Annotated in this window: 22 protein-coding genes; all 22 read left to right on the top strand. The window is 29.0% G+C overall.

Annotation, left to right across the window (positions count from 1 at the left end; genetic code table 11):
* Positions 1 to 18: 18 nt before the first annotated feature.
* The 22 genes from CLSA_RS19130 to CLSA_RS19025 all read left to right on the top strand — a co-directional run bounded on the left by CLSA_RS19130 (position 19) and on the right by CLSA_RS19025 (position 20,395).
* Positions 19 to 618, top strand: coding sequence for a chemotaxis protein CheC (locus CLSA_RS19130; protein ID WP_022749327.1), 600 nt, complete (start codon positions 19 to 21; stop codon positions 616 to 618).
* An 18-nt stretch (positions 619 to 636) separates the two neighbouring features.
* A complete protein-coding gene (locus CLSA_RS19125) occupies positions 637 to 996 on the top strand; it encodes a response regulator (protein WP_022749323.1) in 360 nt (119 codons plus the stop codon).
* Between the two features lie 257 nt (positions 997 to 1,253).
* Positions 1,254 to 1,655, top strand: a complete 402-nt coding sequence (locus CLSA_RS19120) for a chemotaxis protein CheW (protein ID WP_022749319.1) — start codon at positions 1,254 to 1,256, stop codon at positions 1,653 to 1,655.
* Between the two features lie 21 nt (positions 1,656 to 1,676).
* On the top strand, positions 1,677 to 2,675 hold the full coding sequence (gene fliM, locus CLSA_RS19115) for a flagellar motor switch protein FliM (RefSeq protein WP_022749315.1): 999 nt from the start codon (positions 1,677 to 1,679) through the stop codon (positions 2,673 to 2,675).
* Positions 2,665 to 3,849 (top strand): flagellar motor switch phosphatase FliY, encoded by a 1,185-nt coding sequence (gene fliY, locus CLSA_RS19110; protein WP_041716372.1) that lies wholly within the window; start codon positions 2,665 to 2,667, stop codon positions 3,847 to 3,849. Before fliM ends, fliY begins: the two co-directional genes overlap by 11 nt.
* 348 nt (positions 3,850 to 4,197) lie before the next feature.
* Positions 4,198 to 4,473, top strand: coding sequence for a flagellar biosynthesis anti-sigma factor FlgM (gene flgM, locus CLSA_RS19105; RefSeq protein WP_022749306.1), 276 nt, complete (start codon positions 4,198 to 4,200; stop codon positions 4,471 to 4,473).
* 2 nt (positions 4,474 to 4,475) lie between these two features.
* The gene (locus CLSA_RS19100; protein WP_022749302.1) at positions 4,476 to 4,886 is read left to right on the top strand and encodes a flagellar protein FlgN; all 411 of its coding nucleotides are present in this window, start codon (positions 4,476 to 4,478) and stop codon (positions 4,884 to 4,886) included.
* A 97-nt stretch (positions 4,887 to 4,983) separates the two neighbouring features.
* Positions 4,984 to 7,209: a flagellar hook-associated protein FlgK gene (gene flgK, locus CLSA_RS19095; protein WP_022749298.1), complete on the top strand. Its 2,226-nt coding sequence runs from the start codon at positions 4,984 to 4,986 to the stop codon at positions 7,207 to 7,209.
* Between the two features lie 11 nt (positions 7,210 to 7,220).
* Positions 7,221 to 8,672 (top strand): flagellar hook-associated protein FlgL, encoded by a 1,452-nt coding sequence (gene flgL, locus CLSA_RS19090; RefSeq protein ID WP_022749295.1) that lies wholly within the window; start codon positions 7,221 to 7,223, stop codon positions 8,670 to 8,672.
* A gap of 13 nt (positions 8,673 to 8,685) precedes the next feature.
* The gene (fliW, locus tag CLSA_RS19085; RefSeq protein WP_022749291.1) at positions 8,686 to 9,105 is read left to right on the top strand and encodes a flagellar assembly protein FliW; all 420 of its coding nucleotides are present in this window, start codon (positions 8,686 to 8,688) and stop codon (positions 9,103 to 9,105) included.
* Between the two features lie 11 nt (positions 9,106 to 9,116).
* Positions 9,117 to 9,335 carry a carbon storage regulator CsrA gene (gene csrA, locus CLSA_RS19080; protein WP_022749287.1) on the top strand — a complete coding sequence of 73 codons (219 nt, stop codon included), beginning with the start codon at positions 9,117 to 9,119 and terminating at the stop codon, positions 9,333 to 9,335.
* A gap of 165 nt (positions 9,336 to 9,500) precedes the next feature.
* A complete protein-coding gene (locus tag CLSA_RS19075; RefSeq protein ID WP_022749285.1) occupies positions 9,501 to 9,881 on the top strand; it encodes a flagellar protein FlaG in 381 nt (126 codons plus the stop codon).
* Between the two features lie 29 nt (positions 9,882 to 9,910).
* A complete protein-coding gene (locus tag CLSA_RS19070) occupies positions 9,911 to 10,198 on the top strand; it encodes a hypothetical protein (RefSeq protein ID WP_022749284.1) in 288 nt (95 codons plus the stop codon).
* A 12-nt stretch (positions 10,199 to 10,210) separates the two neighbouring features.
* Entirely contained in the window at positions 10,211 to 10,585 is a 375-nt protein-coding gene (gene fliS, locus CLSA_RS19065) for a flagellar export chaperone FliS (protein ID WP_022749281.1), read from the top strand.
* 46 nt (positions 10,586 to 10,631) lie between these two features.
* Positions 10,632 to 12,593 (top strand): flagellar filament capping protein FliD, encoded by a 1,962-nt coding sequence (gene fliD / locus CLSA_RS19060; RefSeq protein ID WP_041716371.1) that lies wholly within the window; start codon positions 10,632 to 10,634, stop codon positions 12,591 to 12,593.
* A gap of 40 nt (positions 12,594 to 12,633) precedes the next feature.
* The gene (locus CLSA_RS19055; RefSeq protein WP_022749274.1) at positions 12,634 to 12,975 is read left to right on the top strand and encodes a flagellar protein FliT; all 342 of its coding nucleotides are present in this window, start codon (positions 12,634 to 12,636) and stop codon (positions 12,973 to 12,975) included.
* Positions 12,976 to 13,374: 399 nt separating this feature from the next.
* Positions 13,375 to 14,589 carry a flagellin N-terminal helical domain-containing protein gene (locus CLSA_RS19050; RefSeq protein ID WP_022749271.1) on the top strand — a complete coding sequence of 405 codons (1,215 nt, stop codon included), beginning with the start codon at positions 13,375 to 13,377 and terminating at the stop codon, positions 14,587 to 14,589.
* Positions 14,590 to 14,686: 97 nt separating this feature from the next.
* A complete protein-coding gene (locus CLSA_RS19045; protein WP_022749268.1) occupies positions 14,687 to 16,606 on the top strand; it encodes a motility associated factor glycosyltransferase family protein in 1,920 nt (639 codons plus the stop codon).
* Positions 16,596 to 17,180 carry a hypothetical protein gene (locus tag CLSA_RS19040; RefSeq protein WP_022749265.1) on the top strand — a complete coding sequence of 195 codons (585 nt, stop codon included), beginning with the start codon at positions 16,596 to 16,598 and terminating at the stop codon, positions 17,178 to 17,180. Before CLSA_RS19045 ends, CLSA_RS19040 begins: the two co-directional genes overlap by 11 nt.
* Positions 17,181 to 17,248: 68 nt before the next feature.
* Positions 17,249 to 18,037: a cytidylyltransferase domain-containing protein gene (locus CLSA_RS19035; protein WP_022749262.1), complete on the top strand. Its 789-nt coding sequence runs from the start codon at positions 17,249 to 17,251 to the stop codon at positions 18,035 to 18,037.
* Positions 18,021 to 18,989, top strand: coding sequence for a Gfo/Idh/MocA family protein (locus tag CLSA_RS19030; protein WP_022749258.1), 969 nt, complete (start codon positions 18,021 to 18,023; stop codon positions 18,987 to 18,989). Before CLSA_RS19035 ends, CLSA_RS19030 begins: the two co-directional genes overlap by 17 nt.
* A gap of 95 nt (positions 18,990 to 19,084) precedes the next feature.
* On the top strand, positions 19,085 to 20,395 hold the full coding sequence (locus CLSA_RS19025) for a DegT/DnrJ/EryC1/StrS family aminotransferase (protein WP_022749254.1): 1,311 nt from the start codon (positions 19,085 to 19,087) through the stop codon (positions 20,393 to 20,395).
* Positions 20,396 to 20,402: the final 7 nt, after the last annotated feature.

Genomic DNA, 20,402 nt, shown 5'->3' with positions numbered 1-20,402 from the left:
TATAAAGGAGGGGGTATAATGGAGTATTCTAGTTTAAGTGGAGTACAATTAGATGCACTTAAAGAAGTGTCTAACATAGGTGCTGGAAATGCAGCAACTGCTCTTTCTATGCTGCTAGGGAAAAAGGTAGATATGAGTGTACCAGCAGTAAATGTTATAAAATTAGAAGAGATACTAAGTTTGAATGGCGAACAGGAAGTGGCCGGTACTGTTGTTAGAGTACTTGGAGATATTGCAGGAAATATTTTGTTAGTATTTGAAAAAGGTACTGCTGAAAATATAATTGGAAAGTTAATGGGGGGCAAACAATCTCCTGAAAGTGAAATGGGAAAGTCTGTGCTATGTGAGATAGCTAATATAATATCAGCTTCCTATATGAATTCAATAGCACAATTAACTAATCTTGCTATTGCGCCTTCTGTACCAGCAGTTGCATACGATATGTTGGGAGCAATATTGACAACAACTTTTATAGAATCCAATCAATATGATGAATATATACTAGATATTGAAACTGTATTCTTAGATGATACAAGGGAGAATATAGGAGGGCATTTTTATTATATCCCAATGCCAGGGTCATTAGAAAAAATATTAAAATCAATAGGAATAAATTAATTTTGGAGGTAAAAAAACATGGCGAAAGTTTTAATTGTAGATGATGCAGCATTTATGAGAATGATGATAAAGGATATCTTAGAAAAGAATGATTTTGAAGTAGTAGGAGAAGCAAACAACGGTATAGTTGCAGTTGACCTTTATAAAAAAGAAAAACCAGATGTTGTTACAATGGATATAACAATGCCTGACATGGACGGGATTGAAGCAGTTAAGCAAATAAAAGCATTCGATCCAAATGCTAAAATAGTTATGTGTTCGGCAATGGGACAACAATCAATGGTAATGGATGCTATAAGAGCTGGAGCTAAAGATTTCATAGTAAAACCATTCCAAGCAGATAGAGTTTTAGAAGCAATTAAGAAGGTTATAGGTTAATCAATTTAGAATACACAATTCATAGATCAGAGGAAAATTCTTTTGAGTTTTTTAAATACATATTTTTAAATATTTTTATTAATAATTAAAAGTGGTATTGGTATTTAAAATTGATTTGGCAAGTTAGTTAACTAAATCATTAATTTACAGTTTGCAATATTTGTTAATGAAGTATTATCGTATTCGATTGTGAGAAATATACTAAATTAATTTATAATTGATTATTGTAAACTGTAAATTAAAAAGGGGGAGTAGAAGTGCAAATAGTAGTATTCAAATTGGGAGACGAGCATTTTGCAGTAGAAACGGATAGAGTTCAAAGCATCAATGATATAATGGGAATTACAAGGGTTCCTAAAGCACCAAGTTATATTAAAGGATTAATTAACTTACGTGGAAGCATTAAATCACTTGTTGATATAAACTTATTGCTAGATGTTATGCCTGGAACAGAACAAAATAACATAATTATATTGACTGTTGAAGATGAAGAAATAGGAATATCTGTTGATGAAGTTGAAGAAGTTTTAGATATAGATGAAAAAGATATACAAAAATTAGAAAAGGGTACTGAAAAGGATCAATCTTACATAAAGGGTATATTAAATTACGAAGAAAAGCTTTTAACAATAATAGATATTGATAAATTATTAAACTAAGTATTGAAATGAGGGAAGAATATGGCAGACGTTTTATCACAAAATGAAATAGATGCCTTGTTGTCTGCTTTATCTACAGGTGAATTAGAACCAGACGAATTAGGTAAGGATGACGAAAATCATAAAGTAAAACTTTATGATTTTAAAAGTCCTCAAAAATTCTCAAAAGAACATATAAGAACTCTTGAGTTGGTTCATGATAATTATGCGAGAATTATCTCTAATTATTTAACTGGACAAACAAGACAGAATATTAAGGTGAAAATTGAGACTGTAGAACAGATAACTTATGAGGAATTTATACATTCTGTACAAAACCCTACTATTATTACTATGTTTAGGATGCCACCACTATCGGGTTCAATAATATTTGAAACAAATCCTCAATTTTCACTTCAAGTGATAGATATTTTGCTTGGTGGAGATGGAACAAGGAAGGTGCAAACTAAAGAATTTTCAGATATAGACAAAAATATAATGAAGCAAATAACCAGTGGAATGATAAATAATTTAAAATTAGCATGGGAATCTATATTGGATGTTGAACCTGAAGTTGAAGGAATTGAAACAAATCCATCAATCAATCAAACTTTGGCACCAAATGATCCTGTGGCTTTAATTACTTTTTCGGTCGAAATGAACAAACGTAGTACTTTTATAAATATGTGCATTCCATATTTAAGTATAGAAAAAATCTTAGATAGATTAGTAGTGCAATATGCATTCCAAAATACAGATGAAAAGTTGATAGCTGAATCAAGACAGAAAATTGAAGATGGCATTAATAAGGTAGATGTTGATGTTATAGCTGAACTTGGAAGTACTAATTTAACTGTTGATGAATTCTTAAAATTAACAAAAGGTGATGTAATTAAGCTTAATAATAGGAGCTCATCCCCAATAAAAGTATATGTAGGAAACGAAGAATGTTATTATGCTAAACCAGGTATAATAGGAAAGAGTACAGGTGTTATGATATTAGATATAACGGATAAGGAAGTGAATGGGTATGAGCAATAACTTTTTATCTCAGGATGAAATAAATGCATTGCTTGCAGGAGAAAATGTTGAGAGTAATGAGGATAAAACAGAAGAAGCAGGAGATATAGTAACTGAAACAGATAAGGACTTACTTGGTGAAATAGGAAATATTTCCATGGGGTCTGCTTCTACAGCATTGTATCAATTAATTAATCAACAGGTAAATATAACTACACCAGTAGTTTCAGTGACAACTTTAAATGAAATAAAAAAAGGTTTTGAAACGCCGAATCTTGTTCTAGATATTCAATATATTGCTGGAATTGTAGGAAGAAATATATTAATTATAAAAAATGCGGATGGATTAGTTATATCTAATCTTATGATGGGTGGAGATGGCAATATATCACCTGATGATCATCAATTATCAGAAATAGAAATTAGTGCAGTATCTGAAGCGATGAATCAAATGATAGGATCCGCAGCTACATCAATGGCAACTATGTTTGGAAGAAAGGTAGATATATCGCCACCAACAGCTAGAGTGATTGAAAGTGAAGAAACACCAATTTCTGATTCAATACCAGAAGATCAACCAATAGTTAAAGTATCGTTTAGAATGACTATTGGAGACCTTGTTGATAGTAATATAATGCAAATTTTTCCAATAGAAACAGCCAAGAATATTGTTTCAATAATGACTGGGGAAGATAAAGAGAAAGAAGAGCCTAAAATAGAGCAAAATACAACTTATGATGAGCCTATTGTTAATAATATAACTGAGCAGCCAGTTAATACTTCACCAGTTACACCACAACAACAATATCAGTCACAACCTCAGCAGCAATACCAACAACAATATCAACAACCATCACAACAACAATATCAACAACCAGTAGAAGTTCATCAAGCTGCATTTGAACCTTTAATGCCACAAAATGATGTTCCCCCAATAAGAAATATAGATTTGATTTTAGATGTTCCATTAGATATATCTGTAGTTTTAGGTAGAACTAAAAAGAGCATTCAAGAAATATTGAATTTAGGAACAGGTTCGTTGATAGAATTAGATAAGCTTGCTGAAGAACCAGTAGAGATACTAGTTAATGGTAAGCAGATAGCTCTTGGAGAAGTTGTTGTAATTGATGAAAACTTTGGAGTGAGAATAACTAACATAGTCAGCGGTGCTGAAAGAATAAAGACATTGAGATAAGAAATTATTTTAAGTTTTGTGTATATAATAAAAGTATAAGGCACAATTAAATTTTTACTATGACTAATTAAAGAAAGTTTTGAAGGAGTTGTATCAAAATATAAATTTAGTATAATGTATTAATTGTTTTATGTTTTAAATTATCAATATATTATATTTAAAATTTATTTTGATACAGCTCCTTCTTTTTATAAAAATTATATTATAATAATTTTATAAATAAATCAAAGAACGTTATATAAATTATGAGAGAATAGTCTCTCTATTTTTTTTGTAGTAAAATAGTGTAAACTTAATTAATTAACATACGATAATAATAATAAGGAATGTGAATGTGGAGGAAAAAATATGAGTATTGAAAGAATAAATAGACAATCATATATAAATGCATATAATTCAAATAGTAAAAAAACAGTTGATAAAGTAAGCAAATCTAAAGAAGTTGATAGAATAGAAATATCAAGTCTTGGAAAAAGCATAAAAGACTATTGTTTAGATACAAATGTAGATAATACAAAAAAGATAGCAGATATTAAAAGTAAAATAGACAACGGCACATATAATGTAGATGCAAGATTAACTGCTAGAAGTATATTAAATGCAATGAAGGAGAATAAATCATAGTTATGGTAAATGAATTGATTGAATTAATAAAGATTCAAAGTGAAGATTTGAAGAAATTGTTAATGCTATTAGAGATTCAATACAAAATGATAATGAATAAAGATGTTTTTGGATTAGAAGGCTTGGTTGATAAAATGAATGAATGTGGCAAAAGAATTGCACAGGAAGAAGTTCAAAGAAGAGAATTAATAGGTAATGAAAGCATTAAAGAAATTGTTAGTAACTCTAATGATGAAGTGTTAAAAGAAGTGTATGGCAATATTAGAAAAATATTAGAAGAAGTGAAATTAAAAAAAGATACTAATGATATGCTGTTAAAACAAGAAATAGTTTTTAATAATAAAATGCTTGCTATAATGAATCCAAGCAAAGAGATTAAAACCTATAATTCATATGGAAGTTTATCTAGATAACTTTTATAGCTAATAATGAATAATTAAGTGATGAATTTTTCTTAAGATAATTGAATTAATAAGACACAAAATCTTCAAAAGAAGAGTTCGTATAGATATGGAAGTCAAAATATACACACACGGAAGTTGTAAAATCAGAGAGGCAGGATCAAAAAATATGTCGGGATTATTTGATACTTTTACGATAGCTAAAAGGGGATTAAATGTAAATCAAGGTGCAATAAATACAACGTCGCATAATATAGCAAATGCAAATACAGAAGGATATTCAAGACAAAGAGCAGTAGCAGAAACTACAAAACCTTTTGGGGGTATGTCAAGGTTTGATACTTGTTCAGTAGGACAAGTTGGTACAGGGGCAGAAATAACATCTATACAAAGGATTAGAGATTATTTTATAGATTACCAAGTAAGAAGTGAAACGGGAACTTCGGGATTTTATACACAGGCTAGTGAAACTTTATATAAAGTAGAGGATATTCTTGGAGAGCCATCTGATAAAGGGATACAGCAACTTACAAATAATTTTTTTAATGCATTTCAAGAAGTGTCTAAAAATGGGAATAAGGCAAATGTGAAAACAGTAGCTATTCAAAGTGCTGCATCACTTGCGGATGCTATAAATTATGCTTATAATCAATTGGAAAAAACTCGAGATGATAGTCAAAAGCTTTTGCAAACTAATGTTATAGATGTTAATAGCTATTTAAATCAAATTAATGAATTAAATAAGCAAATAAAAGGTATTTCAGCAGTAGGACAAGTTCCGAATGATTTGATGGATAAAAGAGATCTTCTTGTAGATAAATTAAGTAACAAGTTTGGAATAAAGCTTGATAGAGATAGTTTTGAAACAATAAATCTTTCATCAACAGAATATCCAAATGCGTCTTTAGTTAAATCAGATCCAAATGATATTAATTATAATAGATTATCATATGTTAAAGGTGCAAAAGTGGAAAGTGATGGAGGTGCCTTTAAACTTACAGTAGAATATTATCCACTTGGAAATGAGCAAGCAGCAGTAAAAAGTTTTACTGTCAAAGGTACTAATAAAAGTGATTTAGATGAAATTAAAGATAGTATGCTACAAAATAGAATTTTACTAGCGGATAAAGATGGAAATGCAATGACAGAAACAGTAGCAACTAAAGCAACTTCAACAACTCCTGGAAGATCAATTGTGGAAATTCCTGCTTTAGCAGATGGTTCACATACAGTGGATACTAAGGTAACCGAAGATGGTGCGATAGCAATAACGATAGGGTCATCAACAATAAGTAGAGATAAAGATGGAGTTATAACAAATTCAACTAGTTATAGTGTTACAAATAATTCAGATGGTACAATGTATATAAAACTAAATTCTGATTTGACAATTAAAGTTGAAAAAGATGGTTCAATAGCAGTGCCGGCAGAAAGTTTTACAGCAGATATATCAACAAATGCACAGGCAAAATTAAGTTTAAAAAAAGCTATATTTCAAACTTACAAATATGATAGTGATAGAGACTCAGAAGGAAATACTGTTAATAGTGTAGACAATAAGAATGTAAAAGGAGATATAGCTGCTAATCAGTCAGTGCAAGATAATATAAAAGAATATATGGATAATTTAGATAGACTTGCAGCAGGGTTAGCTTATTCTGTTAATGCAATTCAAACAGGTAGTATTAAAGGAACAGATGCTTCAGGAAATGTTATTACCTCACAAGGATTATCAGGAAATCTTATATTTGTTACATATGATGAATCTACTCAAAAAAATAAAAGTATAGACGATGGAATTACAGCTAAAAATATAAGAATTAACAAGGATTTAATAACAGATCCTCAAAAGTTAAATTGTAGCACAACTTCTACTAGTGGTGAAGGTGATGCACTTAGAGCAAAAGCAATTGCTAACTTAAATATTTTGAAAATGAATTTAAGTAGCGTAGCTAACACAGAAGATCTAAGCACGTGGGATAGAGAAAAATTCTTGAAGCAAATAGGTATAAATACAACTTCAACAGCATCTGGATTTACAGATTCTACTTGTTTAAGTTTAAATACAGGAACTGATGGATCAACAGTAGATTCTTATTATAAAACTATGGTTAATAACATTGGAGTAATTAAACAGGAATCTGATAGAATAGCGGCTAACCAAGAGACTATATTAGCGAACCTACAAGAACAAAAATCAGAAGTTTCAGGAGTTTCGTTAGATGAAGAAATGACTAATTTAATACAGTTTCAACACGCATATCAAGCAAATGCAAAAATTATATCAACAGTGAATGAACTGTTGGATGTAGTAATAAATGGATTGAAGAGATAAGAGGTGATTATATGCCAAGTAGAATAACAAGTAATGTGTTAACTTCTAATTATTTAAGAAATATGAAAAGAAATTTAACTAATATGAAAACATTGCAAAATCAGTTAGCGTCAGGAAAGGAAATCAATAAGATTTCAGATAATCCTTTTAAAGCATCAAGAAGTATGCAGCTACATACTGAGATTTCTTATAATAAACAGTATAATGAAAATATAAAGGATGTATCAAATTGGCTTGATACAACAGATACAGCGCTATCACAAATGGGAAATGTTTTTGGAAGAATAGAGACTTTGTTAGTAAGTGCAGGAAACGCATCATATGAGAAAGATGAGCGAACTGCGATACAAGATGAAATAAAAGAAAAAGTTAATGAGTTATCACAAATTTTTAATACAAGCTTTGATGGATCTTATATATTTGGAGGAACAAAAACTGATTCGAAACCAACAACTGTTGTAAATGGTGTCTTAGAATATGCTGATAGATCAGGAAGTGGAGTTGCGATTACTGCATATAAGGATTCAACTGGAAAAATTATAAATGAGACTGGTGCTCCAACTAATACGCTTGTTACACCTACACCTACACTAACTGATGCAGATAAAAAAACATTAATTGATGAACGAAATCTTTCAACTACAAGTGTGGAGAGAAAAGAAGATATAACAAAAGTATTACAGGAAAATGCAAAAACACCACCAGGAATTTTGTATCAAGATACATCAGTAGTACCATCTAAGTATACTTCGGAACCTTATACAGGAAAAACTACAATTAATTTAAATGCGACAGATATAACTAATCTTCAAAATGAATTAAAAGGTTTAGATTATACTGATTCAACTAATACTGGAAGAATAAATGAAATAAATAGCTTATTATATAATACTAATACAGCCACAGGAGGATTGGCACTTTCCGATATAGAAAGTTATCAACAAAAAGTAAAGTTAGGAACAGCAACAAAACCTGAAATTGATGCTTTAAATAAATCAAGTAAGGTAACACAAGTTAATCAAATTAATTCAGAGCTTAAGGCTGATATATCTCAAGGAGTTCTTAACACATATAATAAAACAGCGGTAGAAGTTATGGAGTTTACGGATAAGAATGGGAAAATGATAGATGTATCAAAACTTTTAACTAATATAATAGCTGATTTGGGGCAAAATGGAAATATTAACAATTTAACTACTGTTCATTTAAAAGATATACAATCTGTAACGGCTAATTTATTGAAACAGAGATCAGAAGTTGGAACATATCAAAATAGAATGGAAGCAGCACAGACAAATAATGAAACTCAGAATTATAATATGACAGACATCTTATCTAAAACAGAAGATATAGATCTTGCAGAAAAGACGATGGATTATTCTATGATGCAGACGGTATATACAGCAGCACTACAAACTAGTGCTAAAATATTACCAATGACGATATTAACTTATTTAAATTAGGAGAGTATATGGTATGAAATTTTTATCTAAAGTTCACGGGGAAATGCAATATGAAGAAAATAATGTAATTACATTTGCTAAAGGGATTCCAGGTTTTGATGAATTGAAAAAATTTATTCTTATAAATTTAGAAGAATATGAACCTTTTAAATTAATGCAATCTTTAGAAGATGATGATATTTCGCTAATAGTAACTTCACCATATGAATTTTTTGGAGATTATGAGATTAAATTAAGTGATGAAACAACAAAAAATCTAGAAATCAAGCATCCAGAGGAAGTAATGGTACTAACAACAATAACATTGAATTCAGATGTGCAAAAAATTACTACTAACTTGCAAGGACCTATAATAATAAATACTTCTAATAATTTTGGGGAACAAATAATATTAGATAATTCTAAATATAGAGTTAAAAGTCCTTTAATGTAAGGAGGTAGAAGATGCTAATTATAACTAGAAAAAAAGGCGAATCTCTTATGATTGGAGAGGACATTGAAATTGTTGTGAGTAAAATAGACGATGGAAGTGTTAAAATTGGAATAAATGCTCCTAAAAATATGTCGATATTAAGAAAAGAATTATATGATGAAGTGGAAAAAGAAAATAAAGCAGCAACAAAAATTGATATTTGTGCTTTAAGTAAGTTAAAGAAAAAATAAGCTTGCGTTAGCTTAGATTAATGACTTGATACGAAACTAAATTATAAAGTTGAGAGCCCCTTAAAATGTAAAATTAAGATAATTTGGTTGTTTTTTTAAATTGAAAATTAAGTTGGAATTTTTATATTATTCTATGATATAGAAAAACAAGGAGGTAACAGAGACATGGATGTTAATAATATAGGACAAAGTTCAGTTAATCTAAATTCATATAGTGCAAATGTATCAGAATATACACAAAAAAATACTGAGGTGGCAGTTCCTAAAATTCAAGAGGTTACAACTCAAATTAAAGATGAAAAAGATAATAAAAATCAAGAGTATACAACAAAAGAGCTAGATAATGCAATGAAAAAAATTAATAATTTTTTAAAAGATGAAAAAACACGAGCAGAATATTCTTTCCATAAAGATTTTGGAACTTTAATGATAAAGATAATTGATGAGGATACCAATGAAGTTATATTAGAAACACCACCAAAAAAGATTTTAGATATGGTTGCTAGTATGTGCAGGCAAGTTGGTTTATTTGATAGAAAAGCTTAATTGATGAAAAATTAAAGGAGGCATTTTTATTGGAATTTAAGTTAAATAAGATTGATACTGATATTAGATTGAAGATGCAAGAAGAAATCAAAGATGATAAAGTTCATGCTGGAAAAAGTATTAGTGTTAAAAAAGATATAAAAGAAGAAAAAAGTAACGAGCAAATAAAAAGAGATGCTACAGAGGAAGAAAATAAAAGATATATTACTATTGATGGGGTGAAAGAAAGTCAAGAAAATATAAGCGTTGAAGCAGAGAAAATAGAAAAAATAAATTATGAAAATTCAAAAGGAAGAATTTTGGATAAGAAAAAATAGGAGGGTTTACAAATGAATTCCAATGGGTATAATGTATATAAAAATAATTCAGTAAATTATGCACCAAAAGAACAGTTGTTGTTAATGTTGGCAGAAGGAGCAGTTAAATTTTGCAAGATAGCTAGACAAGCTATAGTAGATAATGATATAAAAAAATCTCATGATGCATTGACTAGAACACAAGATATATTTACAGAATTAATGGTGAGTTTAGATACAACAGCAGGTGAGTGGGCTGTGCAATTATTCAGAGTATATGAGTTCATTAAGCAAAGGCTATTTGATGCGAATATGAGCAAAAATATAGAAATTGTAGATGAAATTCTACCTTTAATTGAGGATATCAATGAAACGTGGAAGGAAGCCTATAAGAGATCTAAAGTATAAAGATTAGTTTTATATAAAAATTGAAATTAAATAATTAGAAAATAAAATGAAAGTAAATGAGGTGTTAAAAATGAGTAGTAGTAGTGTAGCAGCAGCGAGTAGTAATTCAGGAGGACAAAAGTTAAGAATAACAGGGATGGCTTCAGGCCTTGATGTAGATGGAACAGTAAAAAAAATGATATCTGGTGAACAGGCTAAAGTTGATAAAGCACAGCAGGATCAACAAATAATTAAATGGAGACAAGAAGCTTATCAAGATATAATCAAAGATGTTAAAGATTTACAAAGTGCTTTTTTTGATTCTACAAGCGCAGATAAAAATATTTTATCTTCTACTAATTATTCGGCTTTTGACGTTACAGGTGGTACTAGTTCTGTAGCAACGATAACGGCAGGAGTTGGAGCTAAAGCTGGAACTTATAAAGTTAGTGTATCATCAGGGAATTTAGCATCAAAGGCATCAGTAACAGGTTCAAATATTGTTCGGGATACAAGTAATGGATATTCTGCTGGAAGTTGGTCGGGCGAAGGGATAGGATTTAGTATTAATGGTGGTACAGCTGTAAAAATAACTCTAACCACAGATACGACTATGTCTATGGCTGATAGAGTGAATGATATAAATAACCAAATAAATTCAAATAGTAATTTAAAAGGAAAAGTGCAAGCTGTAGCTTCAGGCGGGAATATACAATTTCAAGCATTAAGCGATAGTAGCGTTAAAATAGATAGCGCAAATACGACAGTAAATGGTGAATTGGATAATTTAAAAGATAGAGTAATAAATCCGAGTACTTCAACAACATTAGGTGATTTAGGACTATCAGATACTACTGATTCTTTTGATATAACTTTTAATGGAACAACAAAAACAATATCTGTTAAAAATACTGATAAGTTAAGTGATGTTATTAGTAATATTTCAACAGCAACAGGTGGATCGGTAACAGCTTCATTTAGCCAATTAACAGGAAAATTTACTATTGAAAGTGCAAATTCAGGAAGTTCACAAAGTATTTTAATTGCAAAAGGTACAGGTACAGGAAACACTCTTAATGCATTAGGAATAACAGATGGAACTAGTAAAACAGGTACTGATGCAACAGTAACTGTTACTCCACCAGGTGGAAGTCCAACAACTGTTACTAAATCAACAAATAATTTCGCTATAGATGGGGTGAGTTACAATTTAACAGGAGAAGGAGACTCAACTGTAACAGTGGCAACCACTAACACTGATAAAGTTTATGATAAAATAAAAACTTTTATAGATAAATACAATGCTATAGTTGATAAAATTCAAACAAAACTAACAGAAAAACAAAGTAGTACTTCTGCTTACAAGCCTTTAACGGATTCACAGAAGGAATCAATGACGGATTCTCAAATTACTAGTTGGGAAACTAAGGCTAAAGTTGGTCTTCTTAGAAATGATGAAAATCTTCAAAATATGCTTAGTAGTCTACAATCTGCGTTTACTACAGCAGTTAGTGGAGTTGGGTTGACAATGGGTAAGTATGGAAGTGGAAGTATAGGGTTAGATATGTCTGTTGATTATAGTAAACCGGCCCATGTAGATATAACGGATGCTTCGAAATTAAAGGCAGCTATAACTTCTAATGGAGAACAAATTTTAAAAATGTTTACCAATGTATCGACTTATACAGATACAGATGCAGAGAAACAAAAAAGTGTTAAATATAGTCAAAATGGTATTTTTGCTAGGATAAAAGGTATTTTTGAAGATAATGTTGGTTTTACTAATACTACGCTTAATAGTGCTACACTAACAAAATATGCAAACAAACAGGATGATTTCAGTAGTACTGGTAGTACAGGAACGAATACTTTACCGAATCAAATATATCAGAAACAATTATTAATAGATAAATTAAAACAAACTTTAAGCGATAAGTCTGAAGCTTATTATGAGAAGTTTTCTAAATTAGAAACTGCTATGAATACTTTAAATTCTCAACAATCGTATATATCACAAATGATGGGATAATTAAGAATTGCCTTTAAAGGCAATTGAGTGGAGAAATAGAATGGATGAAGAATTACAAAAATATTTAGAGTGCTTAAAAAAATATACTGTACAAATGATTTTTGCTTTAAAAAATGATAATATAGATGATTTTGAAATTAATTTGAATAAAAGAACGCAAACAATTAATGAAATACGAAGTTTTGATTTTGAGAAAAGTGAATTTAAAAAAAAGTGTGAGGAATTAGATATAATAAGTATTAATAATGAATTGAGCAAAATAACAAATGAAAAGAGAGAAGAAGTAAAAGTTAAAATATTAGAATTAAAAAAAGCTCAAAATGCTAATAATGCATATCAAACAAATTTTAATGTGAGTAATATATTTAGTAAGAAAGTTTAAAGAAGCATAAAGATTTAAAATTAATCATCAGGATTAATTTTATGTTGTGTGAATTATATATACATAATTCTATATTTATTTTATTAAAACCATGTATATTACAAAAAATGAAAAATGTAATTGGTATGAAAATTATACATGGGTAGTTTTTATTATGATTTATATTGTAATAAAAAAATAAAAAAATTATGAAAAAAGTATAAAGTATATATATTAAACAACGATAAATAAAACATAAGGGTTGAATAGTAAAAAAATAATGAATATATGATTGTACAATCGAGTGAATTAAAATTTCTATTAACTCTAAATAATAAGGTTAGTGAGCTTAATAAGCTTAGCTATAAATAAAAAATAGTGGACAAGGATGGCCACTTTAAAAATCAAGGAGGAATTTTTATGATAATTAATCACAATATGAATGCTATGAACGCTCATAGAAACATGGCTGCTAACACTGCAGCATCAGCAAAGTCAATGGAAAAATTAAGTTCTGGTTTAAGAATCAACAGAGCAGGAGATGATGCGGCTGGTCTTGCAATCTCTGAAAAAATGAGAGGACAAATCAGAGGATTAGATCAAGCTTCAAGAAATGGACAAGATTCTATATCGCTTATTCAAACAGCTGAAGGCGGTTTAAATGAAACTCACAGCATTCTTCAAAGAATGAGAGAACTTTCGGTTCAATCATCAAATGATACTAACACTACAACTGATAGAACAGCTATACAAAGTGAAGTTAATCAATTAACTAGTGAAATAAATAGAATAGCTAATACTACAGAATTTAATACTAAGAAGTTATTAAATGGAGATTTAGTTGGTGTACAAGGTGCACAAGGTGGAACTTTAACAACAGCTGGAACTTTTGGAAATGGAAATGTTGCTATATCGACTGCGACTAATTTCTCAACTGCTGTGAATACTGATGTTATAAGAGTAAATGTTGTAAATGTAAGTGGATCAGCTTATGTTACTAATGGTAATTTATCAAATATGACATTATCTATTACTACTGTATTAGGAAATATTGTAACAAACGGTATTTTAATTTCTGGTAATAACATTGTTATATCTGGTGGAGGAAGTGATGGAGCAGCTTCTTATGATTTGACTTTACAAATACAAAATGCAGTTGCAATAAATTCAGGTGACACAATAACATTAAATGTTCAAAAGCAACAAGCAGCTCAAACAGATTCATCTAAGCAAATAAGAGCTCAAATTGGAGCTAATGATGGTCAAGAGTTAGGAATAGGAATAAATAGAATGGATTCAGTAGGTTTAGGAATTCAAACAACTGGTGGGGCAGCACTAGATGTTACTTCTCAATCTAAAGCATCAGGAGCAATATCGCTTATAAATAGTGCGATAGAAAAAGTTTCAAGTGAAAGATCAAAACTTGGTGCATTCCAAAATAGATTAGAACATACAATTAATAACTTAAATACTTCAAGTGAAAACTTACAAGCTTCAGAATCAAGAGTTAGAGATGTAGATATGGCTAAGGAAATGACAAATTATTCTAAGAACAATATCTTAACTCAAGCTGCACAAGCTATGCTTGCACAAGCTAAATCAGCTCCAGAAGCAGTATTACAATTATTGAGATAGTATAAAATGATCTAAAAATGATTATAATAAATAATGTGGCTGATCTTAAAATGATCAGCCATATTTAATATATATTATATTTTAATGAGGTGAAGATATGAGTAGTACTAAAATTTTCAGCAAAAATTTGGAGTCTTTGAGTAAATTTAATTTTGCAATTTATCCTTATATAAACGAATTAGATTTTGATAATATTAAAGATATATATGAAGAAAAAACAAAAAACAATTTAACAACTATTAGTTTTAAGAGAAATGAAAAAAAGTATTTGTTACATAGTAAGTATGATCCAATTCAAGAAGCGGAAAGGCTTGTTAAAAATGTTGATTTTGAAAGAGATAGCTTAATTGTAGTTTTTGGAATAGGATTAGGATATCATTTGTCTGAAATAAAAAAAAGAATATCTGAAGATACAAGAGTTTTTATTATAGAACATAACATTGATGTGTTAAAGTATGCACTTAAAAATGTTGATTTTTCTGAAATTTTTAATACACCTCAGTTTTTTTTAATTTTTGGCAATGAAGATGTGATGAAACAACAAATATTAACGCAAGTAAGAGCAAATTTCTATAATATGAGTTTAAATACGCAATATATGTTGTTGCCAAATTATCATATATATGGAAAAGCAAATGTAATGGCTATGAAGCAAATAGCTGAAAGATTGAGTAATAATATAACGATGTTTGGAAACTCTATACAAGATATGTTTAATGGATTTGCACATAATTATTTAAATATAGATGCTATAATGAAAAGTAATTGTCTGGATGAAATTAAAGACAAATATAAAAATAAACCGGCTATAATAGTAGCATCAGGACCTTCATTACAAAAAAATATTCAGTATTTAAAAGATGCAGAAGGTAATGCACTTATTATTGCATGTGATGCAAGTTTAAATGCTTGTAAATTGCATGGAATTAAGCCAGATGCGATTGCTAGTATTGAAAGAGATGAACCGACATATGAACTTTATTATAAAGACCAAGAAATTGACAAAGATATTGTTTTACTAGGGCCAGGATTGTTGTGGCCTAAAATATTAGAAGAATACAATGGTAAAACAATTATTATGTCTAAAATGCATGATGGTGTTGAAAATTGGTGGCATAGTCATTTTGAAAATATTAGATACACAAATCAAGGACATTCATGTGCTACAGTTGCATTTGCAGTTGCAAAAGAAGCAGGGTGTAATCCTATTATACTAATAGGTCAAGATTTAGCATATACAAATGGGAAAAAACATAGTGATATTACTCATAATGTAGAGTATGAAGGTGAGAATGATGATAGGGAAGCTGAAGATGGAAATGAGGTATATCTTGAAGATTATGAGGGAAATCTTTTAAGGTCGCATTGGGCATATCAGATATTTAAAACTTGGTATGAATATCAAATAATTTATTATCCTAATATTGAAGTAATAGATGCAACAGAAGGTGGAGCATATATTAAAGGATCTAAAGTTATGACTTTAAAAGAAGCCGTTAATAAATATTGTAATGAACCAATTGGTGAAAAAATGGTAGAGCATTTAAAGAATGTTACTGTTAGCCAAAAAGATAAAATGATAAAATATAATGAAATTATTAAAGATACACATAGTGAAATTAAAAAACTAAAAGATATTAAAGAAATGGCTAATAAACATTACGATATATTAAAGAAAATAGATAAAGAATATAATTTTGATAATTGTAGTGATGATCAACTAGAGAAAATTATTTTAAAAATGCAACCAGGTGATAAAATAATTCAAAAAATATTGCATTCGGAAGATTCAATCAAAACTTTTTATTTGCAGATTATTACGCAGACAATTATATTTGTAAAACAAATAGGGAATTTAATAACAATTGAAAATGTAAAAAGAAATTATGAACTTCAATTAAATCTTATGTATATTATAGCAGAAAGTACAGAATACATTATTGATGAATATAAAAAGTTATTAGACTTCATAAATAGTAAACATGATCAGTTAAAGGAGGAAATGTATGAAGATTAATATTTTAGATAACGTATTTGAATTTGATAACACAATTGAAGATGTTGAAATAAATTTAAAAAAAGTTGACGAAATTATAGATTTATCACAATTAAGGTTAAGTTATATAACTATTAATAAAGTTCAATGTTATGATAATTTTTATGAAAATATAATTAATAATTTAAAAGAAATAGAAACAATTAATATAGTTTTAAAATCAGAAGAAGAGATAATAAATGAAGTATGTCAATCAATATTTAACTATTTAAAAAGTGGAATACCACAATTAGAAGAGTTGATTGATGCCTTTTATTTGAAAGATGGAGCAGAGTTGTGGAACAGATTTGTGACTTTTTTAGATGGTTTGGAGTCAATTGTAGAAAAAGTTCACTTTTTGCTAGAAAATTTTAGGGAGAGTTCTGCTTTTAAAATTCTTGGAGAAACTGAAACATTTCTTTCGAGTTATATAAAAGAGTTAGGAAAAGCAATTGAAATAGATGATAGAGTTTTTATAAGTGATTTGATTATGTATGAAATTAAACCAATATTAGAAAATTTATATAATGAATTAAAAATAACATTTTCAGAATAATTATATCAAATAGTTTGATTTTTTATGTTATACATTAAATAAACAATTTAGTAAAGTAGGTGTATCTAGTGATTAATAACAAGAGGATTTGTGCTACTATTGAAGCAAGAATGACTTCATCAAGGCTTCCTGGTAAAGTACTTATGGAGTTTTGTGGTAAACCGAATTTACAGCATATAATAGAAAGATTAAAAAGAAGTGAATTTTTAGATGAAGTAGTTGTTGCGACTACAGTAAATAAAGAAGATGATGAAATTGTTCAGTTATGTGAAAGAATTGGTTGCAGATATTACAGAGGTAGTGAGGAAGATGTTTTGTTAAGAGTGTTAGATTCGGCAAAATCTATTGAGGCAGATATTATTGTTGAAATAACAGGTGATTGCCCAGTTATTGATTGGAGACATGTGGATGAAGTTATACAAATATTTTTTTCTGGGCAATATGATTATGCAGCAAATGTAATTGAAAGAAGTTTTCCAAGGGGATTTGATACTCAAGTATTTCCAGTAAGTGTTTTAGAAGAAGTAAATGAAATTACTAAATCTCCAGTAGACCATGAACATGTATCGTTATATATTTATACACATCCTGAAAAATATAAATTAATTAATTTGAGAGCTAAAGAAAAAATGTATCATCCAGAATTAGAAATTACTCTTGATACAAAAGAAGATTATGATTTTATAAAAATTATATATGAAAATCTTTATTCTATAAATCCAGAATTCTCAGGAGAGGATGTAGTAGAATTTATTTTAAAAAATAAGCAATTAACCAATATATTAACTGATACTCATAGAAAAAATCCTTTTCAGGAGCAGAAAGAATGGAACGAGAACAATGGGAAAAAGTTATAATGTATTAATTATAGGTGCCGGAAACATAGGAGCTTTTTTTGATATGCCATACTCTAAAAATGTATTAACACATGCTCACGCTTTTTCAAAAGTAGAAGGATTTAATTTATTGGGGTTTGTTGATGTGGATAATAAAAAAGCAATCGAGGCAGCAAATATTTGGAATGCAAAAGCTTTTGAAAGTATAGAAGAAGCTTTTACCAATAATACTATAGATATTGTAAGTATATGTGTACCAGATGAATACCATTATAAAATATTGGACGAAATATCGATTTTTTCGGTGAAAGTAGTATTTACAGAAAAGCCTTTAACTAAAAATTTAATAGAGGCAAAAAAAATAATTCAATTATATAATGAAAATAATATAAAGTGTATGATAAATTATTCAAGAAGATTTGTGTCACAATTTGAACAGATAAAGAATGAAATTGAAGAAGGAAAATATGGAGAACTTTTGTGTGGTAGCGGATATTATGGAAAAGGTATCTTGCATAATGGCTCTCATTTAATAGATTTGTTAAGATATATTTATGGAGAAATTAAATCAACTCAGACTTTGAGTTATAATTATGATTATTATAAAGATGATGCTAGTGTTTCAGCAATTTTAACATTTAACAATAACAGTAATTTTGTTATTCAAAATATACCAGCTAGCAATTATACAATTTTTGAAATAGATTTATTATTTGAAAAGAAAAGAATTAGGATAACAGATTCTGGTTTTAAAATTGAAATACAGGAAGTGTTAGATAGTAATGTGTTTAAAGGCTATAAAAATATAGTTAAAACTTCAGAAAGAAAGACGGAATTAGGAGAAGCTTTAGAAAATGCAGTTTTGAATATTTATAATCATTTGAAATATGGAGAAAAATTAAAATGTAATATTCATGATGCTTATGAAGTAATAAAAATATGTGAAAATTTACAAAGTGGAAGACGATTATAAAATAATAAAATAGTTTTTAAATAAATTTAATTAAAAAATAGGTTAAAAGATTTGCTTGAAATATAGCAAGTTGCAATCGAAAAGGGAGGGGCTTTATGTCAAAATTAGCAATAAAGGGTGGGAGTAAAGTAAGAGAAAAATTATTTCCAGCATATAATCCTATTGGAGAAGAAGAAAAAATAGCAGTTGAGAAAGTTCTTGAAAAAGGTAAACTTTCAAGATTTTTAGGAAGTTGGCATGAAGATTTTTATGGTGGTGAGGAAGTAAGAGCTTTGGAAAAAGAATGGGCTGAAAAGTTTAATGTAAAGCATGCTATATCAGTAAATTCGGCTACTTCAGGTTTATATTGTGCTGTTGGAGCGACAGGAGTAGGTCCTGGAGATGAGGTAATAGTATCACCTTATACAATGGCTGCATCAGCAACAGCACCATTGATTTATAATGCTATACCTGTTTTTGCTGATATTGAGGAAGATTATTTTTGTTTAGATCCAAAATCAATAGAAGAAAAAATAACTGAAAGAACTAAAGCAATAATTGTTGTAGATATTTTTGGGCAACCTTATGATGTGGATACGATTAATGAGATAGCAAGAAAACACAATCTTATTGTTATTGAAGATGCTGCACAGGCACCAGGTGCCATGTATAAAGAAAAATATACTGGAACTTTGGGAGATATAGGGATTTTTTCTTTAAATTATCATAAACATATTCATTCAGGAGAAGGAGGCATTATTGTAACAGATAATGATGAATTAGCTGATAAATTAAGGTTAATAAGGAATCATGCTGAAGCAGTAGTTGAAGCGAAAGGATATAATAGCCTCGTTAATATGCTAGGATTTAACTATAGAATGACAGAAATAGAAGCTGCTATTGCTAGAGAACAGTTAAAGAAATTAGATAATTTAAATGAAATTAGATTCGAAAATGTAAAATACCTATCAGAAGGATTAAAAAAATTGCCTTGCATAGAATTGTCGAAGGTGAGAGAAAATTGTATACATGGTTATTATATACATTCATTTAAATTTAAAGAAGAAATAGCAGGGGTATCTAGAGAAAGATTTATTAATGCAGTTAAAGCAGAATTGCCTTCTTTTGAAATGAGAGAAAATGAAGGCGTTAAACTATCGTTTGGATATGTTAGACCTATTTATCTTCAACCATTATTTCAACAACAAATTGCTTATGGTGAAGCAGGATGTCCATTTAAGTGTCCAAGGTATAACGGACATCTAAACTATGATAAAGGCACTTGTCCGGTTTGTGAAAAAATGCATTTCGAAGAATTAGTAATTAATGAATTCATGCTTCCATCAATGTCGAAAGATGATATAGATGATGTAATAAATGCTTTTAATAAAGTTTGGAAGAATATTAACGATATAAAAAATGAGTAGAATTTTT

Origin of the sequence: Clostridium saccharobutylicum DSM 13864 (assembly GCF_000473995.1) — a bacterium.
Taxonomy (GTDB): Bacteria; Bacillota; Clostridia; order Clostridiales; family Clostridiaceae; genus Clostridium; species Clostridium saccharobutylicum.
Note: the sequence above shows the minus strand (reverse complement) of the source record. Positions and strands in the feature narration are given on the sequence as shown.

Excerpts from the sequence above, each read along its gene's own strand:
- CLSA_RS19130 (WP_022749327.1), top strand. The coding sequence starts at position 19 with ATGGAGTATTCTAGTTTAAGTGGAGTACAATTAGATGCACTTAAAGAA.
- CLSA_RS19125 (WP_022749323.1), top strand. The coding sequence starts at position 637 with ATGGCGAAAGTTTTAATTGTAGATGATGCAGCATTTATGAGAATGATG.
- fliM (WP_022749315.1), top strand. The coding sequence starts at position 1,677 with ATGGCAGACGTTTTATCACAAAATGAAATAGATGCCTTGTTGTCTGCT.
- fliY (WP_041716372.1), top strand. The coding sequence starts at position 2,665 with ATGAGCAATAACTTTTTATCTCAGGATGAAATAAATGCATTGCTTGCA.
- flgM (WP_022749306.1), top strand. The coding sequence starts at position 4,198 with ATGAGTATTGAAAGAATAAATAGACAATCATATATAAATGCATATAAT.
- CLSA_RS19100 (WP_022749302.1), top strand. The coding sequence starts at position 4,476 with ATGGTAAATGAATTGATTGAATTAATAAAGATTCAAAGTGAAGATTTG.
- flgK (WP_022749298.1), top strand. The coding sequence starts at position 4,984 with ATGGAAGTCAAAATATACACACACGGAAGTTGTAAAATCAGAGAGGCA.
- flgL (WP_022749295.1), top strand. The coding sequence starts at position 7,221 with ATGCCAAGTAGAATAACAAGTAATGTGTTAACTTCTAATTATTTAAGA.
- fliW (WP_022749291.1), top strand. The coding sequence starts at position 8,686 with ATGAAATTTTTATCTAAAGTTCACGGGGAAATGCAATATGAAGAAAAT.
- csrA (WP_022749287.1), top strand. The coding sequence starts at position 9,117 with ATGCTAATTATAACTAGAAAAAAAGGCGAATCTCTTATGATTGGAGAG.
- CLSA_RS19075 (WP_022749285.1), top strand. The coding sequence starts at position 9,501 with ATGGATGTTAATAATATAGGACAAAGTTCAGTTAATCTAAATTCATAT.
- fliS (WP_022749281.1), top strand. The coding sequence starts at position 10,211 with ATGAATTCCAATGGGTATAATGTATATAAAAATAATTCAGTAAATTAT.
- fliD (WP_041716371.1), top strand. The coding sequence starts at position 10,632 with ATGAAAGTAAATGAGGTGTTAAAAATGAGTAGTAGTAGTGTAGCAGCA.
- CLSA_RS19055 (WP_022749274.1), top strand. The coding sequence starts at position 12,634 with ATGGATGAAGAATTACAAAAATATTTAGAGTGCTTAAAAAAATATACT.
- CLSA_RS19050 (WP_022749271.1), top strand. The coding sequence starts at position 13,375 with ATGATAATTAATCACAATATGAATGCTATGAACGCTCATAGAAACATG.
- CLSA_RS19045 (WP_022749268.1), top strand. The coding sequence starts at position 14,687 with ATGAGTAGTACTAAAATTTTCAGCAAAAATTTGGAGTCTTTGAGTAAA.
- CLSA_RS19040 (WP_022749265.1), top strand. The coding sequence starts at position 16,596 with ATGAAGATTAATATTTTAGATAACGTATTTGAATTTGATAACACAATT.
- CLSA_RS19030 (WP_022749258.1), top strand. The coding sequence starts at position 18,021 with ATGGGAAAAAGTTATAATGTATTAATTATAGGTGCCGGAAACATAGGA.
- CLSA_RS19025 (WP_022749254.1), top strand. The coding sequence starts at position 19,085 with ATGTCAAAATTAGCAATAAAGGGTGGGAGTAAAGTAAGAGAAAAATTA.